At 73.2% G+C, this 16,394-nt stretch carries 15 protein-coding genes and 2 pseudogenes; 10 read left to right on the top strand and 7 right to left on the bottom strand.

Going from position 1 to position 16,394, the window contains the following annotated elements:
- Positions 1-2 precede the first annotated feature (2 nt).
- From REH70_RS12525 to REH70_RS12505, 5 genes are all read right to left on the bottom strand, one after another.
- A complete protein-coding gene (locus REH70_RS12525) occupies positions 3-1,016 on the bottom strand; it encodes an ABC transporter permease (protein ID WP_310747613.1) in 1,014 nt (337 codons plus the stop codon).
- Between the two features lie 20 nt (positions 1,017-1,036).
- On the bottom strand, positions 1,037-2,014 hold the full coding sequence (locus tag REH70_RS12520; protein WP_310747611.1) for an ABC transporter permease: 978 nt from the start codon (positions 2,012-2,014) through the stop codon (positions 1,037-1,039).
- Between the two features lie 99 nt (positions 2,015-2,113).
- Positions 2,114-3,757, bottom strand: coding sequence for an ABC transporter substrate-binding protein (locus tag REH70_RS12515; RefSeq protein WP_310747609.1), 1,644 nt, complete (start codon positions 3,755-3,757; stop codon positions 2,114-2,116).
- A gap of 98 nt (positions 3,758-3,855) precedes the next feature.
- Positions 3,856-4,845 carry a LacI family DNA-binding transcriptional regulator gene (locus REH70_RS12510; RefSeq protein ID WP_310747606.1) on the bottom strand — a complete coding sequence of 330 codons (990 nt, stop codon included), beginning with the start codon at positions 4,843-4,845 and terminating at the stop codon, positions 3,856-3,858.
- A gap of 635 nt (positions 4,846-5,480) precedes the next feature.
- Positions 5,481-6,062 (bottom strand): hypothetical protein, encoded by a 582-nt coding sequence (locus REH70_RS12505; RefSeq protein ID WP_310747604.1) that lies wholly within the window; start codon positions 6,060-6,062, stop codon positions 5,481-5,483.
- Positions 6,063-6,187: 125 nt separating this feature from the next.
- On the opposite strand from REH70_RS12505, the gene REH70_RS12500 reads away from it, so the two are divergent.
- Together REH70_RS12500 and REH70_RS12495 are read left to right on the top strand one after the other, a co-directional pair.
- A complete protein-coding gene (locus REH70_RS12500) occupies positions 6,188-6,658 on the top strand; it encodes a DUF2243 domain-containing protein (RefSeq protein ID WP_310747603.1) in 471 nt (156 codons plus the stop codon).
- Positions 6,655-7,503: a cytochrome c oxidase assembly protein gene (locus REH70_RS12495; protein WP_310747601.1), complete on the top strand. Its 849-nt coding sequence runs from the start codon at positions 6,655-6,657 to the stop codon at positions 7,501-7,503. The genes REH70_RS12500 and REH70_RS12495 overlap by 4 nt, the downstream gene beginning before the upstream one ends.
- Here the strand turns inward: REH70_RS12495 and REH70_RS12490 are convergent.
- Positions 7,473-8,533, bottom strand: a pseudogene (locus REH70_RS12490) (glutathione S-transferase family protein). The gene REH70_RS12495 and the pseudogene REH70_RS12490 sit on opposite strands and share 31 nt — an antisense overlap.
- A 114-nt stretch (positions 8,534-8,647) precedes the next feature.
- On the opposite strand from REH70_RS12490, the gene REH70_RS12485 reads away from it, so the two are divergent.
- Positions 8,648-9,418, top strand: a complete 771-nt coding sequence (locus REH70_RS12485) for an LLM class F420-dependent oxidoreductase (RefSeq protein WP_310747599.1) — start codon at positions 8,648-8,650, stop codon at positions 9,416-9,418.
- Between the two features lie 152 nt (positions 9,419-9,570).
- Here the strand turns inward: REH70_RS12485 and REH70_RS12480 are convergent, their stop codons facing one another.
- Complete coding sequence (locus REH70_RS12480; RefSeq protein ID WP_310747597.1) at positions 9,571-9,993, bottom strand: hypothetical protein; 423 nt, start codon at positions 9,991-9,993, stop codon at positions 9,571-9,573.
- A gap of 107 nt (positions 9,994-10,100) precedes the next feature.
- Here REH70_RS12480 and REH70_RS12475 point away from each other — a divergent pair, with 107 nt between their 5' ends.
- The 7 genes and pseudogenes from REH70_RS12475 to REH70_RS12445 all read left to right on the top strand — a co-directional run bounded on the left by REH70_RS12475 (position 10,101) and on the right by REH70_RS12445 (position 16,343).
- Entirely contained in the window at positions 10,101-11,546 is a 1,446-nt protein-coding gene (locus REH70_RS12475; protein ID WP_310747595.1) for a metallophosphoesterase, read from the top strand.
- Between the two features lie 8 nt (positions 11,547-11,554).
- Positions 11,555-12,574 carry a metal ABC transporter substrate-binding protein gene (locus REH70_RS12470; protein ID WP_396134524.1) on the top strand — a complete coding sequence of 340 codons (1,020 nt, stop codon included), beginning with the start codon at positions 11,555-11,557 and terminating at the stop codon, positions 12,572-12,574.
- Positions 12,571-13,314, top strand: coding sequence for a metal ABC transporter ATP-binding protein (locus REH70_RS12465; protein WP_310747591.1), 744 nt, complete (start codon positions 12,571-12,573; stop codon positions 13,312-13,314). The genes REH70_RS12470 and REH70_RS12465 overlap by 4 nt, the downstream gene beginning before the upstream one ends.
- A complete protein-coding gene (locus tag REH70_RS12460; protein WP_310747589.1) occupies positions 13,311-14,240 on the top strand; it encodes a metal ABC transporter permease in 930 nt (309 codons plus the stop codon). The genes REH70_RS12465 and REH70_RS12460 overlap by 4 nt, the downstream gene beginning before the upstream one ends.
- Before the next feature lie 99 nt (positions 14,241-14,339).
- Positions 14,340-14,609: pseudogene (locus tag REH70_RS12455) on the top strand (metal-dependent transcriptional regulator); the annotation flags it as partial.
- A 122-nt stretch (positions 14,610-14,731) separates the two neighbouring features.
- The gene (locus REH70_RS12450) at positions 14,732-14,923 is read left to right on the top strand and encodes a FeoA domain-containing protein (RefSeq protein ID WP_310754273.1); all 192 of its coding nucleotides are present in this window, start codon (positions 14,732-14,734) and stop codon (positions 14,921-14,923) included.
- Positions 14,924-15,041: 118 nt separating this feature from the next.
- Complete coding sequence (locus tag REH70_RS12445; RefSeq protein WP_310754272.1) at positions 15,042-16,343, top strand: MFS transporter; 1,302 nt, start codon at positions 15,042-15,044, stop codon at positions 16,341-16,343.
- Positions 16,344-16,394: the final 51 nt, after the last annotated feature.

Raw genomic sequence — 16,394 nt, 5'->3', positions numbered from 1 at the left:
GCTCATCGGTTCACCTCCATGTGCGTCGCCGAGCCGAGAGCCTCGCGCCGCTTGGTGCTCGTGCGGCGGGTGGAGCGCAGCCGGGGGTTGGTGACCTCGTCGACGCCGTAGTTGATCAGCGCCAGGGCGAAGGCGACCAGGGCGATGGCCGCACCCGACGGTGCGAAGGCCCACCAGATGCCGGACATCAGGGCGCCGTCGTTGCTGGCCCAGTACAGGTTGGTGCCCCAGCTGACCACGCTGACGTCGCCGAGCCCGAGGAACTCCAGGCCGGCCTGGGCGCCGATGCCGAAGATCACCGACCCGATCAGCGTGATCATCACGATCGAGGCCATGTTCGGCAGGATCTCCCGGAACATGATCCAGGCCGGACGTTCACCGGTGACGATCGCTGCTGCCACGAAGTCCTTGCCGCGGATCGACAGCGCCTGGGACCGCAGGACCCGCGCCGACCCGGCCCAGCCGGTGAACGTGAGGACCAGCATCACCGTGACCATCCCGGTGGGCAGGAACGCGGCCAGGATGACCAGGAGCGGCAGGCCCGGGATGAGGAGGAACACGTTGGTGAGCAGGGACAGCGCGTTGTCGGCGCGGCCTCCGAAGTAGGCCGAGGACAGGCCCACCAGCAGTCCGATCGCCGTGGCCGCGAGGCCGACCACGAAGCCCACGAGCAGGGAGCTGCGCGCTCCCCACATGGTCAGGGCCAGGACGTCCTGGCCCTTCGGGGTGGTGCCCAGCAGGTGCTCCACGGAGGGCGGTTGCGCACCGAGCGAGGTGATGGTCGAGGGGTTGCCGGGGGCCAGGAGCGGGGCGAGCAGCGCCACGACGACGAAGAGCGCGAGGATGACCATCCCGGTCAGCGCCTTGCGGTTGGCGACGAGGCTGTGCACGAGGCCCTGACGGGCCCGGCGTCGCGGAGGGCGGTCGAGCGCGACCGGTTCGGTGGGGTCGCTGGGGGTCTCGCGATGATCGGTGGCGACGAGCAGCGGGACTTCGGCGGGGTCTGTGGCGGACACGGGTGTTCCTCGTTTCCGGGTCAGGAAACCCGCACGCGCGGGTCGAGGCGGACGTAGATGATGTCGACGAGGAAGTTCGCGACCAGGACGGCGGCCGTGATGGTGAGGAAGATGCCCTGCATCAGCGGGTAGTCCAGGGCGGAGACGGCCCCGAGGAGCTGGTAGCCCAGACCGGGGTAGGCGAAGACGACCTCCGTGAGCAGGGCGCCGCCGACGACGAAACCGATCGCCATGCCGAACGAGGTGACGGCGGGAAGGGTCGCGTTGCGCGCGGCGTAGCGCAGCATGACGCGCGACGGTCGCAGACCCTTCGCCTCCGCCATGACGATGTAGTCCTCGGAGTTGGTCGCGATCATTGTGTTGCGCATGCCCAGCATCCAGCCGCCGATGGACACCAGCACGATCGTGGCGGCCGGCAGGACGAGGTGCGCAGCGACGTCGGAGAGGAACACCGGTGACCAGGACGGGGTCAGACCGGCGGTGAAGGCGTGCCGGAGGGGGAACCAGCCGAGTGTGACCCCGAACAGGTACAGGGCACCCATGGCGAGCCAGAAGTAGGGGAAGGAGCCGATGAAGACCAGGACCGGCGGGAGGACCGAGTCCAGCACGCCACCACGCCGCCAGGCGGCGAGGATCCCCAGCGCATTTCCGATCACCACGGCGATGATCAGCGCGGTGCCGCCGAGCAGCACGGTCCAGCCGATCTGGCTGGCGATGACCTCGGTGACCGGGGTGGGGAACCGGGAGATGGAGACGCCCATGTCGCCCGTGAAGATGCTCTGCCAGTAGCCGAGGTACTGCTGCCAGATCGGGCGCTGGTCCAGCCCGAACAGGACGCGCATCTGGTCGACCTGCTCAGGGGTCATCCGCCCCTGGGACTGGCTGAGCATCCGGGAGACGGGATCTCCGGGCATGAAACGGGGGAGAAGGAAGTTGAGCGTGACCGAGACCCAGAACGCGACCAGGTAGAAGCCCAGCCGCCTGACGACGAATCGCATGGCATTCACTCCGTTGTGTTGTGCGGCGCACCCGACGGCGCCGCGCGCGCGGGCAGCGCAGGCGCCGTCGGGTGTGCAGCGGCCAGAGAGGGCGGGGAGCTACTCGGCGACGACCGGCTCGAGCGTGGTCAGCACCAGGACGGTGGTGGGGCTGCGGGTCGACAGGGTCGCGTACGGGTCGTCCTCGGTCGGGAAGCCCGTGAAGCGTGTGGTGTTGTAGGCACCCCACCGCGGACCGGGGAACAGCGGGACGACCGGTGCGTTCTCGTCGAAGAGCTCCTGCAGCCCGTCGATCGCCTGGCGCTGGCTCTCCTCGTCCGTGGACGCCGCGAACTGCGCGAGGAGCGCGTCGGCCTCGGGCAGGCCGAACCGGTGGTAGTTCTGCGTCGCCTGCTCACCGACGGGCTCCACCGTCTCGGTGGACATCACACCGCGGTAGAACTGGTACGGGGTCGGCTCCATGTTGCTCCACACGATTCCCGTGTCGAAGCTGCCGTCCTCGTAGCCGGCGACGACTGCGGACCAGTCCGGCGCGTTCACCGTCGCGTCGATGCCGACGTCGTCGAGATTCTGGTCGATGATGTTCGCTGCCGACAGCCAGTCCGACGACGTCGCTCCCACGGAGATGTCGAACGACAGGGGCGAACCGTCCGGCATCGTCCGGGTCCCGTCCGCTCCGCGGACGTACCCGGCTTCGTCGAGGATCGCGTTGGCGCCCTCCACGTCACGATCGGTCCAGTCGCAGCTCCCCGCCACGGCCTCGTCGCGCCACGCGTCGTACCCGTCCGACAGGCCCGTGCAGTCGGCGGGGTGGGTGTAGCCCTGCATCGCCACGTCCGTGATCGACTCACGGTCGATCGCCATGCTCAGCGCCCTGCGCACCTGGACGTCGTCGAACGGTGGCTTGGTCGTGTTCAGCTGCCAGTTGATGACGCTGTCGGTCGCGGGGAACCAGAAGTGGCGGTTGGCCGGGTCGTCGGCGACGAACGCGTTCTCGATGTCGGGGATGAACTGGTCGGCCCAGTCCGTCTCCCCGTTGGTGGTCGCCAGGTTCGCGGGGTCGTTGCCGGCGAAGGCCAGCATCTGGATGCCCTCGATCTTCTGCTTGTCCGGCTGCCAGTAATTCGGGTTCTTCGCCAGGCTGAAGGCCTGGCTCTCGAAGCTGGCGACCTCCGTGTACGGGCCCGTGCCGACCGGGGTCTCGTTCGTCTCCAGAGCGGCGTCGCCGATGCCCTCCCAGATGTGCTTCGGCACGATCACCTGCCGGCCGAGCTCGTAGAGCGCCGGGGCGAAGGGGGCGTTGAAGGCGAAGGTGACGGTGCTCTCGTCGTCCGCCGTGACGGTGTCCAGGTACTCGTAGCCGCCGGCGATGTCCTGCTGCAGCTGGAACGTGAACGCGACGTCGGCAGCCGTGAAGGGTTCCCCGTCCGACCACCGGACACCGTCGCGCACGGTGAAGGTGAGACCTGTCCCGTCGGGCGCGGGGGTCCACTCGGTCGCGAGCCACGGTGTCGTCGTGCCGTCGTTGGGGTTGAAGACGAGCAGGGACTCGTAGATCGCCTGCTGGGTCATCGGTGCGGCATTGGGGGAGAAGGGGTTGAAGTTGCGGGTGAAGGTGGCCATGTCCTCCCGCGGGATCGTCAGGAGCTGGGTGCCGTCCTGCGTCCCCGCCGTCCCTGCTCCCGCGGCGCATCCGGTCAGGGCGAGCGCTCCGACGAAGGCGCATGCGGTCGCCGCGCGCACGCGTCTGAGGGTCGTCGATCGTGTCATCATGGTGTTCTTTCCATTTCTCTGCTGCAAGCGACGGGATGGGGAGGAAGAGCTCGTCGACTGACTGGACCTCAGACCGACGAGCGTTCGACCAGCGGGCAGCCGATCGTCACCTGCTCGGTGATGACCGGCTGCCCGCCTGCGATGGCGGCGCCGAGGACCTCGACACCGCGTGTGCCCATCTGGTGGAAGGGCAGTGCGACAGTGGTGAGCTTCGGCCGCAGGTACGCGGCGATCAGCTCCTGGTTGTCGAATCCGACGACGGCGACGTCGGCGGGGATGGAAAGACCGCGTTCCTTGATGGCGTCGTAGGCGCCCATCGCGATGCGGTCGGTGCCGCAGAAGAGCGCCGTCGGGCGCTCGGTGCGGTCCAGCAGGTCGCACGCGGCCACGTATCCGCCGTCGGCCGACGAGTCGGCCGAGACGACGAGATCGTCGTCGGGCACGACCCCCGCCTCGGCGAGTGCCCGACGGTAGCCGGCGAGTCGCCCCCGCGCCGCCGTCGTGTCCGGCTCGAGGTTGATGAGCCCGATCCGCCGGTGTCCGGCCTCGAGCAGGCGCTGCGTCGCGCTGTGCCCGCCGCCCTCCTCGTCCGGGACGATCGACGGCAGGCGACCCTGCGCGTCGAAGCAGTGGACGAGAACTGTGGGGACGTCGTAGGCGATGGCGGGCAGCGTGACCTCACGATGAGAGCCCGATGCGTAGATGAGGCCCTCGACACGCTGTTCCAGCAGTTTCTCGATCGCCGCCTGCTCCATCTCCGGATCTCCTTCGGTGGCTGCGATGAGGAGGAAGTTCCCGTCCTGCCACGACCGGTCCTGCGCTCCTTTCACCGTCTCCATCCCGAACGGGCTCGTCACGATCTCCGTGACCAGCCCCACCAGACCGGATCGCTGAGCAGCGAGCGCCCGGGCGGCGGCGTGGGGTCGGTACCCGAGCTCCTCGGCGGCCCGGAGGACGCGCTCCCGGGTGGCGGGCGAGACGCTCGTGTCGTCCCGGTTGTTCAGGACGAACGACACCGCCGTCCTCGAGACACCGACTCGCCGGGCGATGTCGCCCATGCGAACCGCCTTCAGACCATCGCCAGCCATGGCACACCATTCCTGTCGACGTCGACTCTTCGGTGGGTGGGGCCGGCCCGAGTCGGGCTGGCACCTGGCCAACTAACGCGCGTTAGTCGAGCGGCCTGGAGCGAGACCTTACGCGCGTTAGTTAACGACGGTCAAGAGTCCAGCGCTGCGACGTGGATCGCGTGCTCGACCTCGACGCCCGTCCGCCTCGTCTCTGGGCGCGGGTCGCTCGCCGTCCGCGACACCGCCGCCGGGAAGCTCCCCTGCGCGGTCGTCGGGGTCGAGCTGCACCGCTGGCTGCGTGCTCCCCGGTCGCCCGGCGTCAGCGTCCTCGCGCACCCGGGTCTCGCGCGGACGAGCCTCGCGCCGCGGGCCTGGGGGCACCGTGGCCGGGCCGGTCGCCCCGTCGCACGGGTCGGCCTCCTCGCCACCCAGCCTGGAGCGGGGCGTGCTGCGGCAGGGGAGGGCCGTGACCGACCCCGGCGTGCACGGTGGCCGGTTCCGCGGCCCGGCCCGACGCGGGAAGACCCGGCGTCGGGTCGCCGACGCCCGGTGGGGCAGGGAGGCCGCGGACCGCTCGTCGGCGCACGCCTGTGGGCTGCGGCCGAAGAGCTCACCGGCCTGCGCTACGCCTGACCCGGGCGCCCTCCGGGCAGGTGCTCCACGGGCACGCACGGCCTGACCTGAAGCACCTGCGTCGGCTCGGCGTGCCGCCGGATGACCCGGCCGCCGCGCTCGAGCAGCACGCTGCCGGTGTCGGCCATGACGAGCCGGGACGCGATGGTCCCGCGCCACCCGACCCAGCGCTCCTCGCGCACCGGGCGGGTGAGCTGGCCGGAGAGCCAGTGCAGGGCGAGGTCGGCCGCACCCGCGTCCTGTCCGGCGGCGACATCGGCCACCAGGAGGTCGGGGCCGGCCTCGGCGCCGTGCTCGCTGAGCGGCAGACCGTCGACCCAGCGGCCGCTCAGCCGCCCGGCGGCGAACGTCACCTGCAGCCGCAGGTGCTCGGGATCGCATCCCGGCACGTCGACGGTCAGCACCACGCCGGGCTCGTCGCCGATCCAGCGGGCGGGGCGCGCGCCGGTGTCCCGCGGCTCGACGAGAGGCGCGAGCAGCGCCGGTGCGAGCGTGCGCGCCCGCACGAGGAAGAGGTCGTCCGCCGCCACGCGCGGACTGGCGGGCCGGAACCACTCGGACGCCGTGGACATGCCTCCAGTGTGACGCTGGGCACGGCCGGAGTTCCAGGACTTTGCGCCCGCCGATCCGCGGGCGCAGTGCCGACCGGCGCCGCCCTGGTTAGCGTGGGCGCCGTCCACCGACCCCGGGAGCGACCATGGCCGGACCGACCACCGACCGGAGCGACGCCGGACCGGAGCGACGGCGCTCGCTGCTCGTCGCGGGGATGATCGGGGTCGGCCTCATGGCCGCCGTCGACGAGATCGTCTTCCACCAGATCCTCGCGTGGCACCACTTCTACGACCGTGCGACGCCGGAGATCGGCCTGCTCTCGGACGGACTGCTGCACTCCGCCGAGCTCGTGATCCTGGTGGCCGGGTTCTTCCTCTTCTCCGACCTGCGACGCCGCGCCGCGCTGCACCGGACGGCGGTCGTGTCCGGCCTGCTGCTCGGGGCGGGCGCGTTCCAGCTGTGGGACGGCGTCGTCGACCACAAGGTGCTGCGTCTGCACCAGGTCCGCTACGACGTCGACCTGCTGCCGTACGACGTCGCCTGGATCGGGTCGGCGGTCATGCTGCTCGCGATCGGTGCGGTGGTGGGAGCACGCGCGGGCCGGGCGCCCCGGTGACCCACTCGGTGCACGGCCACGCCGGTCTCGCGTCCTGGCCGCTCGCCGTCGCCGTGCTCGTGGTGCTGGCCGTCCCGTACCTCGTCGCCGCGGCGCGGCTCGGTGCGCACTCGGGGCGCCGGTGGGCTCCGCACCGGACGGCGGCGTGGGTCGCCGGTGCCCTCGTCCTCGCGCTCGCGGTGTCCCCGCTGGTCGGGACGCTCGCGGGCGGCGCCGCGCGGGGCCACATGCTGCAGCACGTGCTGCTCGGCATGGCCGGGCCGCTCGCGCTCGTCCTCGGGGCCCCGGTGACGCTCGTGCTGGCGTCCCTGGCGGTCCGACGACGCCGCCTCGCCACCGCCGCGCTGCGGACCCGACCCGTGCGGGTGCTCGCCCACCCGGTGACGGCGGCGGCCCTGCACGTGGGAGGCCTGTACGCGCTGTACCTCACGCCGCTGTACGCGCTCACCCTCACCGATGGTCGGGTCGACGGCCTCGTGCTGCTGCACTTCGTGCTCGCCGGGTCCGTGTTCGTGTGGTCGCTCGTCGGGCCGGAGCGGGCGGCGCACGGACCGCGGCTGGGAGTGCGCGTGGCGGTGCTCGTCCTCGCGTCCGCGGCGCACGGGTACCTCGCCAAGCTGCTCTACGCCCGCACACCCGACCTCCCACCGGGCGGCGGGCACGGCGTCGTCGAGATGCGGGACGCGGCGCAGTGGATGTACTACGCGGGCGACGTCGTCGAGGTCGCCCTCGCCGTGGCCCTGTTCGCGGTCTGGTACCGCCGCGCCGGCCGGCGCACGCGCGCGGGACGGGCTCGGCCGCGGCGTGACCCGGCTCAGCCGGCGGAGTACCCCGCGGCGGTGTGATCGTGCGGCACGACCTCAGCCGGCAGCGGCGGCCCGGGCGGGGTGCCGTCGCCGAACGGGCGCCCACCGAGCTCCGCGCGCCCGTGCGGCGTCAGCCAGCCGGACACGTCCGGCCCCTTCGGCACGATCTGCGTCGGGTTGAGGTCCGTGTGCACGACGTAGTAGTGCTGCTTGATGTGGTCGAAGTCGATCGTGTCGCCGAACCCGGGCGTCTGGAACAGGTCCCGCGCGTACGCCCACAGCACGGGCATCTCGGCGAGCTTGGACCGGTTGCACTTGAAGTGCCCGTGGTAGACGGCGTCGAACCGCGCGAGCGTGGTGAAGAAGCGGATGTCGGCCTCGGTGATCGTGTCGCCGACGAGGTACCGCTGCGTCGCGAGTCGCTCGCTGAGGCTGTCCAGCCGGTCGAAGAGCCGGGTGTACGCGCGCTCGTACGCCTTCTGCGAGCCGGCGAATCCGCACCGGTACACCCCGTTGTTGACGTCCTTGAACAGCACGTCGATGACCTCGTCGATCTCGCCGCGCAGCGGCTCGGGGTACAGGTCCGGGGCCCCTCGCGGTGGTGCTCGCGCCACTGCGTCGACAGGTCGAGCGTCATCTGCGCGTAGTCGTTGGTGACGACCTGCCCGGTCGTGACGTCGACGAGCGCCGGCACGGTGATGCCGCGCTCGTAGTCGGGGAAGCGCGCGAAGTAGGCGTCCTGCAGGCGGGGGATCCCCAGCACGGGGTCGACGCCGCCCGGGTCGAGGTCGAACGTCCAGCTGCGACGGTCGTGCGTCGGCCCGCACACCCCGAGCGAGATCGCCTCCTCGAGCCCGAGCAACCGGCGCACGATGGCCGCGCGGTTCGCCCACGGGCACGCGCGGGACACCACGAGCCGGTAGCGGCCCGGCTCGACCGGGTACCCCTCGCTGCCGTCCGCGGTGACGCGCGTGGTGATGTAGTTCGTGTCGCGCTTGAACGACTTGCCCGCGGTCACGTACGCGCCCGCGGTGTCGTTGTCGGAGGTGCTCTGGGTCGGCGTGCTCATGGCGGTGGCCTCGGCTCTCGGTGCGTGGGGTCCTGCCACCCTAGGCAGGTCGTGTCGCGTCCGCCCAGGTGCCGCCCGAGCGGCCGGACGGGCCGGTGCGTAGGCTCCGGGGCCATGCATCCCCTCCGGATCGGTGTCCAGATCCAACCGCAGCAGGCCGACTACCGGCAGATCCGCGACGCCGTCGCGCGGGCCGAGGACGTCGGCGTCGACGTCATCTTCAACTGGGATCACTTCTTCCCTCTGCACGGCGACCCGGACGGCAAGCACTTCGAGTGCTGGACGATGCTCGGCGCCTGGGCCGAGCAGACCAGCCGCGTGGAGATCGGCGCCCTGGTGAGCTGCAACTCCTACCGCAACCCCGAGCTGCTGGCGGACATGGCCCGCACGGTCGACCACATCTCGGGCGGGCGGCTCGTGCTCGGGATCGGCGCGGGCTGGTTCCGGCGGGACTACGACGAGTTCGGGTACGACTTCGGCACGGCGGGCAGCCGCATCGCGGAGCTCGGTGAGGCGCTGCCGCGGATCAAGGCCCGCTGGGCGGCGTCGAACCCGGTGCCGACGCGCGACATCCCCGTGCTCATCGGCGGTGGTGGGGAGAAGAAGACCCTGCGTCTCGTGGCCGAGCACGCCGACCAGTGGCACTCGTTCGCCGACCTGGAGGTGCTGCGCCGCAAGAGCGGCATCCTCGCCGAGCACTGCGCGGCCGTCGGACGTGACCCGGCGCAGATCGAGCGGTCGGTCGGCGTCGACGGCGGGCCCGACGAGCAGGCCGACCAGCTCGTCGACGCGGGCGCGACGCTCTTCACGATCGGCGTCGGGGGACCGGACTACGACCTGTCGGGCGTGCAGGAGTGGGTCCGTTGGCGGGACGCGCGAGCCTGAGCAGCACCCGGATGCGGACCGGGAGCGGACGCCGACCGACGGGGGCCCGCCCCGGCCCCGGCGTGCCCGCACGGCTGCGGGTCGTCGTGCGGCTGCTGCGCCGCGTGCGCTGGGGCCGGACCGCCGTCCTCGCCGTCGTCGCCCTGCTCGTCTCACTCATGTTCGGGATCACGACGGCGTCCGCCCAGCAGAGCCTCGGCCCGCACGTCGCGCGGTACGCGGTGACCACCGACGACCTCGTGACCCTCGACCTGGGACCGCTCGGCACGGTGGAGATCCCGTCCCCGCTGCCGCTCACGCTCGGCGCGCACATCACCGTCCAGGAGATCCCCGCCGCGGTGACCGCGGTCGACCCGGCGGGCACCGTCCGGGTGCTCGGCCAGGACCTGCAGAGCTACGTGCAGTTCTTCGCGGGACCGCAGGCGGCGATCGAGGACGCGGCGTGGGCCGTGGCCACGGACGCCCTGCACCGCACTCTCCTGATGTTCGTCGGTCTCCTCGTGGCCGGTGCCGTGCTCGTCGCCCTGCTCGGGCCGTCCCGCCGGCGCGAGCTCGCCGTCGCGGTCTCCGGGCACCGCCCGCAGCTCCTGCGCGTCGTCGGGATCGCCGTCGCCGTCGCCGTGACGTGCGTGAGCAGCGTGGACATGACCGCCCGTCCCGGGGCGGGCGTGCGTCCTCATCCGTGTTCGCGGGCACCCCGCTCGACGGGGCCCGCATCACCGGCCGCCTCGCGGGCGTCATCGACACCTACGGCTCGATGGTCGTCGACGCCTACCGGGAGAACGAGGAGTTCTACGACCGGGCGAACGCCGCGGTGGCCGCGGCCTGGGACCAGCGCGCGCTCACCCTCGCGGTGCGGGAGCAGGACGAGGACGCCGCGGACGACGACGCCGCGGGCGACGACGCCGCGGGCGACGACGCCGCGGACGACGCCGGGGTCCCCGCCGTCGCCGCGACCGACGAGCCCACCGACGACGAGCCCGCCGACGACGCGCCCGCCGACGGGGAGCCCACCGACGGGGAGCCCACCGGCGACCAGCCCGCCGACGCACTCGTGCCGACACCGACACCGGCGCCCACGCCGACCTCGACGCCGAGCCCCACGCCCACCGTGGGCCCTGAGCCGGTCGAGCCGGTCGACCCCGTGGTGATGGTGCTGGTGAGTGACCTGCACTGCAACGTCGGCATGGCGCGCATCATCCGGACCGTGGCCGAGCGCTCCGACGCCGACATCGTCCTGAATGCCGGGGACACGACCGTCAACGGCACGAGCGTCGAGCAGTACTGCGTGACGTCGTTCAGCCAGGCCGTCCCGCCCGGCGTCGCGCGCGTGGTCGCGGACGGCAACCACGACTCCCTCGAGACCGAGGACCAGGAGCGCGCCGCCGGGTGGACCGTGCTGGACGGTGAGGTGGTGACCGTCGAGGGGCTGCGCATCCTCGGCGACCGTGACCCCAACCGCACGCAGATCGGGGGCGGGACGACCCCGGTCTCCGAGGAGACGCCGGCCGAGGCCGGCGCCCGGCTGGCCGGGACCGCGTGCGAGGGCGACGACGTCGACCTCCTGCTCATCCACACCCCGCGGGTCGGGGACGCCGCGATGCGCACCGGCTGCGTCGCGGTGCAGCTGTCCGGCCACCAGCACCGTCGCACCGGCCCGCTGCAGGTCGGGCAGGGGATCCGGTACGTCAGCTCGACGACGGCGGGCGCGACGTCCGGCGGTGCGACGGTCGGCCCGCTCAACGGCGTGGCGGACATCACGGTGCTGCGCTGGGACCCGGACCGGGGGCGGATGGTGGATCTGCAGGTCGTCCAGGTGATGCCCGACGGGTCCGCCACGGTCGGGCCGCGTGAGCCGTTCCCCCAGCCGCAGCCGGTCGGTGACGACGGCGAGGTGATCGAGGACGACGGGCAGCCGGGCGACGAGGTCCCGGGCGACCAGGCCCCGGGCGATGAGGTCCCAGGCGACGAGGCCACGGACGACGGCGTCACCGGTGTCCCCGGCGTCCCCGGCATCCCCGGCATCCCCGGCACGGACGTCACCACCCCGGGCACCGGCGAGCCCACCCCCGCTCCCACGCCCACCCCCGCCTCGCTCGCCCGGCGCACGGAGCCCGTCGCGCGGTAGAGTTCGGTATGCCGAACTTCGCCGCTCACCTGCGGAGGGACGACCGCCGCCCCCGGCGGGCCGTGCGGCGACGGGGGCCTGGCGGCGGCCTCGTGGCGGCCTTCCCGGCGCTCGTGCTGGCCGCCGTCGTGGCGCTCACCGGGTGCGCCGTGCCGCCGTCGGCCCGGGCCGCCGCCGAGGTGCCCGACGACGGGCGACCGGTGGTCCTGACGACGTTCACCGTCCTGGCCGACATGGCCCGTCAGGTCGCCGGGCGGCACGTCCGGGTCGAGTCCGTGGTCGACGTCGGCGTCGAGATCCACGGTTACGAGCCCACGCCGGACGACCTGCGTCGTGCCGCGGACGCCGACCTCGTGCTCGACAACGGCCTCGGGCTCGAGGCATGGTCCGAGCGGTTCCTCGCTCGTCTGGACGCGCCGCACGTCACCGTCAGCGACGGCGTCGCGACCATCCCGATCGAGTCCGGCGGCTCGACCGGCCAGCCCAACCCGCACGCGTGGATGTCACCGGACGCCGCGATCGTCTACGTCGCCAACATCGCCGACGCGCTCGCCGAGCTCGACCCGGCGCACGCCGCCGACTTCCGCGCGAACGCCCGGACGTACAGCGCCGAGCTCCGCGCGGTCCGCGACGCGCTCGTGGACCGTTTGGAGCGGCTCGACCCGGACCGTCGGGCCCTGGTGACGTGCGAGGGCGCGTTCTCCTACCTCGCTCGCGACGCCGGGCTCGCCGAGGCGTACCTGTGGCCGGTCAGCTCCGACGCCCAGGGCACCCCGCAGGGCGTCGCCCGCGCCATCACCTTCGTCCGCGAGCGCGAGGTGCCCGCGGTGTTCTGCGAGTCCACCGTCTCGGACACCGCGCAGCGCCAGGTCGCCCGGGAGACCGGCGCCCGGTTCGGCGGCGTCCTCTACGTCGACTCGCTGTCCGGGCCGGACGGCCCGGTGCCCACGTTCCTCGACCTGCTGCGCCACGACACCGAGGTGGTCGCCGCCGCGCTCACCGGGTCCTCGGCCGGGGCGTCGTCGTGAGCGCCGACGACGCCGCACTCGACGTACGGGGCCTGACGGTGCGGTACGGCGAGGTGCTCGCGCTCGACGACGTCACCGTGCGGCTGGCCACCGGCCGCGTCACCGGGCTCATCGGTCTCAACGGCTCGGGCAAGTCGACGCTCATGAAGTCGGTCATGGGCATCGTCCGGCCGACGTCCGGCAGCGTCAGCGTGCTCGGCCGCACGCCCACCGACGCCCGGCGCGCCGGCCTGGTCGGGTACGTGCCGCAGTCCGAGGACGTCGACTGGACGTTCCCGATCAGCGTCCGGGAGGTCGTCACCATGGGTCGCTACGGTCGGCTCGGGCCCCTGCGCCGGACCCGCCCGGCCGACGTCGCCGCGGTGAGCGCCGCGCTCGCCCGCGTCGACCTCGCCGCGCTCGCGGACCGCCAGGTCGGCGAGCTGTCCGGCGGCCAGCGCAAGCGCGTCTTCGTCGCCCGCTGCCTCGCGCAGGAGGCCCCCGTGCTGCTCCTCGACGAGCCGTTCGCGGGCGTCGACCGGCGGTCCGAGGCGGGCATCACCACCCTGCTGCGCGACCTCGTCACCGAGGGGCGCTCGGTGCTCGTCTCCACCCACGACCTCGGGGCGCTGCCTGCCCTCGCCGACGACGTCGTCCTGCTCGGCACCCGCGTCCTGGCGACCGGCCGCCCGGACGACGTCCTCGCGCCGCAGCACCTCGCCCGCGTCATGGGGCTCGAGCCGCCGGCGGTCGCCCGATGAGCGCCCTCACCGCCGCGTGGGCGTGGCTGGCCGCGCCGTGGCAGTTCGAGTTCATGCAGCGCGCGCTGCTGGTGACGACCGTCGCCGCGGTCGTGTGCGCCCTGCTGAGCTGCTGGCTCGTCCTCATCGGCTGGTCGCTGCTCGGCGACGCCGTGTCCCACGCCGTGCTGCCCGGTGTGGTGCTGGCGTACCTCGTCGGGTGGCCGTTCGCGGTGGGTGCGCTCGTCTTCGGGGTGGGCGCGGTCGGTCTGATCGGCGCGGTCCGCGACACCACCCGGGTCAAGGAGGACGCCGCGATCGGTGTCGTGTTCACGACCCTGTTCGCGCTCGGCGTCGTGCTCGTCTCGGTGACCCCGAGCCAGATCGACCTCAGCCACATCCTGTTCGGCAACGTGCTCGGCGTCCCCGACGCCGACGTCGTCCAGGTCGTCGTGCTCGGCGCACTCACCGGCGTCGTCCTGGTGGCCAAGCGTCGGGACCTCACGCTCCTCGCGTTCGACCCCACCCACGCCCACGCCGTCGGGCTCTCCCCGCGTCGCCTCGAGGTGCTGCTGCTCGGACTCCTCGCGCTCACCGTGGTGGTCGCGCTGCAGGCGGTCGGCGTCGTCCTCGTCGTCGCGATGCTCATCACGCCCGGTGCGACGGCGCTGCTGCTGTGCGAGCGGATGGGACCGATGCTCGTGGTGGCGCCCCTCCTCGCCGCCGGGTGCGCGGTCGCCGGCCTGTACGCGAGCTTCTTCCTCGACACCTCCAGCGCGGGCACGGTCGTCGTCGCGCAGGGCGCGGCCTTCGCCGCCGCGTACGTCCTCGCGCCGCGCCGCGGCGTCCTCGCCGCCCGACGACGACGCCGTCGTGCCCTCGCCTCGCCGCCGGTGCCCGCGGCACCTGTCACGGCCCCCGGCCCCGCTCCGACCCCGACCGCCTGAGGAGCAACCCGTGCCCCGACCCGCACCGTCCGACCTCACCCCGGTCGCGCAGGACTACCTCAAGGTGGTCTGGGCGGCGGGGAGTGGTCGACGACCCCGGTGACGACCAAGCACCTCGCCGAGCGGCTCGGCGTCGGGGCCCCCACCGTCTCGGAGACCGTACGGCGCCTGTGCGACCAGGGGCTGCTCACGCACGTCCCGTACGGCGCCGTCGAGCTCACGGAGACGGGTCGGGCGCACGCCGTCGCGATGGTCCGGCGCCACCGGCTCCTCGAGACGTTCCTCGTGCGCGAGCTCGGGTACGGGTGGGACGAGGTGCACGACGAGGCCGAGGTGCTCGAGCACGCCGTCTCGGACCTGCTCGTCGAGCGGCTCGACGCGGCCCTGGGCCGGCCCGTGCGCGACCCGCACGGCGACCCCATCCCCACCGCGGACGGCCACGTGCCCGCGCTCCCGGCCCGCCCCTGCGCGACCTCGAGACCGGCCGCTGGGTGGTCGCCCGGATCTCCGACGCCGACCCCGGGCTCCTGCGGCACTTCGCCGCGATGGGCCTGGGCGTGGACGCGGAGGTCGACGTCGTGGTCGGCGCGGACGGCGTCCGCACCGCCCGGCTCGCCGGCCTCGCCCGGCCACTGGACGACGGCGCCACGGCGGCGCTCTGGCTGGTGCCGCCGACGCCCTGACGGCCCCGGGCCCGGACGGCGCGCACCGGTCCCTCCGGTTACGCTCGTCAGCGATCCCCGAGCTCGACGACGACGTGGCCCGGACCTGCGTCGAATCGATTCGAACCGGAGACCACGCGTGACCCCCTCACCGAGCGCCACCCCGACCCAGCCCGCGCCCGTCCCGGCCCCGGGCGGTGAGGCGCCCGGCGCCGCGCGGGAGGGGCTGCCCGGCGTCCGCGTCCGGCCGGCGCTCCTCGCCCTGGCGGTCGGCGGCTTCACGATCGGCACCACGGAGTTCGCGACCATGGGCCTGCTGCCGCAGATCGCCCGCGACCTCGCCGTGTCGATCCCGGTCGCCGGGCACGTGATCACGGCGTATGCGCTCGGCGTCGTCGTCGGCGCCCCGCTGCTGACCGCGGCCGCGGCCCGGGTCGATCGACGCGTGCTGCTCCTGGGCCTGATGGCCGCCTACACGGTCGGCAACACCCTCTCCAGCCTGGCCGACAGCATCGAGTGGCTCGTCCTCGCGCGCTTCCTCGCCGGGCTGCCGCACGGCGCGTTCTTCGGTGTCGGTGCGGCGATGGGGACCGCCGTCGTCGGGCAGGCCCGCCGGGGCGCGGCGGTCGCGACGATGATGACCGGGCTGACGGTCGCGAACGTCGTCGGCGTGCCCGCGTCGACCTGGGTGGGGCAGAACCTGGGCTGGCGGTCCGCCTTCCTGGTCGTCGCCGTGCTCGGGGTCGTCACGCTCGCCGGGCTATGGCGCTGGCTGCCCGCCGTGCGTCCGGCCGCCGGGACGACGGTCCGCACCGAGGTCGCCGCGCTGCGCAACCGCCAGCTGTGGATCGCGTTCGCCGCCGCGGCGATCGGCTTCGGCGGGATGTTCGCCGTGTACTCCTACATCGCCCCGCTGGTCACCGAGGTCACCGGCCTCGCCGAGGCGACCGTCCCGATCGTGCTCGCCGTGTTCGGGCTCGGCATGACGGTCGGCACGGTCCTCGGCGGGCGGATGGCGGACCGCTCCGTGCTGCGGACCGTGTACGTCGGCTTCCTCTCCACCGCGGCCACCCTCGCGCTCGTCGCGCTCACCGGCGGGCAGCCCGTGCTCGCGATCGCGTCGCTGGTCGCGCTCGGCATCACCTCGCAGGTGCTCGCGATCGCGCTGCAGACGCGGCTGATGGACGTCTCGCCGGCCGCACCCTCGCTGGGTGCCGCCCTGTGCCACTCGGCGCTCAACGTCGGCAACGCGTCGGGCGCGTTCTTCGGCGGGCTGGTCATCGCGTCCGGTCTCGGATACCTCGCGCCGGCGTGGCTCGGGGTCGCGCTGACGCTCGCCGGCCTGGTGATCGTCGCCACCATCGGGCGCCGCCCCGTCGTCGGCCACGTCGGCGACGGAGCTTCCGTCGCAGGTCAGGGCGCTGTCCCCGTCAACGCCTGACGTCAGCCCGCGTACCACACCGGCGGGCTGCGACGCGCGTCACACGGTGCG

Origin of the sequence: Cellulomonas sp. ATA003, assembly GCF_031582905.1 — a bacterium.
In the GTDB taxonomy this organism is placed as follows: Bacteria; Actinomycetota; Actinomycetes; order Actinomycetales; family Cellulomonadaceae; genus Pengzhenrongella.
The sequence above is the reverse complement of the archived record's forward strand: the minus strand, read 5'-3'. Positions and strand labels throughout refer to the sequence as shown.